This is a genomic window from Luteibacter sp. P4_E6, assembly GCF_056401535.1.
This window is the reverse complement of the sequence record NZ_JBFUJE010000619.1, coordinates 1-2139: the sequence shown is the minus strand read 5'-3', so window position 1 is coordinate 2139 and position 2139 is coordinate 1. Positions and strand designations below refer to the sequence as shown.

The 2139-nt window shown below is 62.2% G+C and carries 2 protein-coding genes; both read left to right on the top strand.

Annotated elements, in window-relative coordinates; genetic code table 11:
• Positions 1–583 (top strand): substrate-binding domain-containing protein (locus AC1DT2_RS21545; RefSeq protein WP_477298624.1); only part of this gene is annotated, 583 nt, incomplete at its 5' end.
• Between the two features lie 71 nt (positions 584–654).
• Positions 655–2139, top strand: a 1485-nt coding sequence (locus tag AC1DT2_RS21540) for a xylose ABC transporter ATP-binding protein (RefSeq protein WP_477298623.1), incomplete at its 3' end; no start/stop codon positions are given.

Here is a 2139-nt window from a genome sequence, read left to right as displayed (position 1 = left end):
GGGCGTGGTCAACGCGGCTCCGAAGGGCAACTACTTCCTGCTCGGTGGCGCCCCGACCGATAACAACGCGAAGATCCTTCGCGAGGGCCAGATGAAGGTGCTCAAGCCGCTGGTCGACAAGGGTGACATCAAGATCGTCGGCCAGCAGTGGACCAACGAATGGCTTGCCTCGAACGCGCAGTCGATCATCGAGAACGCGCTGACCGCGAACAAGAACAACATCCAGGGCATCGTCGCTTCGAACGACGGCACCGCCGGCGGCGCCATCGCCGCCCTGACCGGCCAGAAGCTGGCTGGCAAGGTGGCCGTGTCGGGCCAGGATGCCGATCTCGCCGCGATCAAGCGCATCAAGGCCGGCACGCAGACCATGACGGTCTACAAGCCGATCAAGACGATCGCCACCGATGCCGCCAACCTGGCCATCGACCTGGCCCAGGGCACCGCGCCGCAGTTCACCTCCAAGATGAACAACGGCAAGGGTGACATCAACACCATCCTGCTCACCCCGACCCTKCTGACCAAGCAGAACGTCGACCTCGTGGTGAAGGACGGCTTCTACACCCAGGCGCAGGTCGGCCCGTAAGCTAGCGTTAGGCGTAAGATCGACGACGCCCCGCCTGATGGCGGGGCGTCGTCCTGCCAAAGGAAATATCGGTGAGCGAATACCTGTTCGAGATGCGCAATATCGTCAAGGAATTTTCCGGCGTACGCGCRCTCAATGGCATCGACCTGGCTGTGCGGCCAGGCGAGTGCGTCGGCCTGTGCGGCGAGAATGGCGCCGGCAAGTCGACCCTGATGAAAGTCCTCTCCGGCGTGTACCCCTACGGTACCTGGGAAGGCGAAATTCTTTTTGACGGCAAGCCCCTGCGCGCGGCATCCGTGCGTGACAGCGAGGCGGCCGGCATTGTCATCATCCACCAGGAGCTGATGCTGGTTCCGCAGCTCTCCGTTGCCGAGAATATTTTTCTCGGCAACGAGATCCGCAAGTTCGGCGGTGTGATGGATTACGACGCGATGTATGCGAAAGCCGATGCCTTGCTTGCGCGGCTCAAGCTGAAGGACGTCAACGTCGCGGCACCCGTGATGAACTACGGCGGCGGCTACCAGCAGCTGTTCGAAATCGCCAAGGCGCTGGCCAAGAATGCACGTCTGCTCATCCTCGACGAGCCCTCCTCATCGCTGACCTCCTCCGAGACCGACACGCTGTTGGYGATCATCGAGGACCTCAAGCACGATGGCGTTGCTTGCGTGTACATCTCGCACAAGCTCGAGGAAGTGGCGCGCGTCTGCGATACCGTCACCGTGATCCGCGATGGCAAGCACATCGTCACCAAGCCGATGAGCGAGATGACCACGCATTCGATCATCACCGCGATGGTCGGCCGCGATATCGAGAACCTGTTCCCGAAGGTGGATCACGACATCGGTGATGTGATCTTCGAAGCGAAGCACGTCACCTGCTGGGACCTCGCCAACCCGAACCGCAAGCGCGTGGACGATATTTCCTTCCAGCTTCGGCGGGGCGAAATCCTCGGCATCGCCGGTCTTGTGGGCGCAGGCCGTACCGAGCTCGTCTCCGCGATCTTCGGCGCCTATCCGGGTCGCTACGAGGCCGAGCTGGTCCTCGAAGGCAAGCCGATCAAGATCAAGAGCCCAGAGCAGGCGATCAAGGCCGGTCTCTCGCTCGTGCCTGAAGACCGCAAGCGCCAGGGTATCGTTCCGTTGTTGGGCGTGGGCGACAACATCACCCTCGCGACCCTCTCGCATTACGCGCATGCCGGTCAGATCGACCGCCAGGCCGAGCTGCAGGTGGTCGACGCCGAGATCAAGCGCCTTCGCGTGAAGACGGCCAGTCCGGAGCTTGCCATCATGGGCCTCTCCGGCGGCAATCAGCAGAAAGCCGTGCTGACCAAGATGCTGCTGCCCGGGCCCAAGGTCCTGATCCTGGACGAGCCCACCCGTGGCGTCGATGTCGGCTCCAAGTACGACATCTATAAACTCATGTTCGAACTGGCCGCCAAGGGCGTCGCGATCATCATGGTGTCCTCGGARATGCCTGAGGTGCTCGGCGTGAGCGATCGCGTCCTCGTCGTCGGCGAGGGTAAGCTGCGTGGCGACTTCAAGAACGTCGGCCTGACG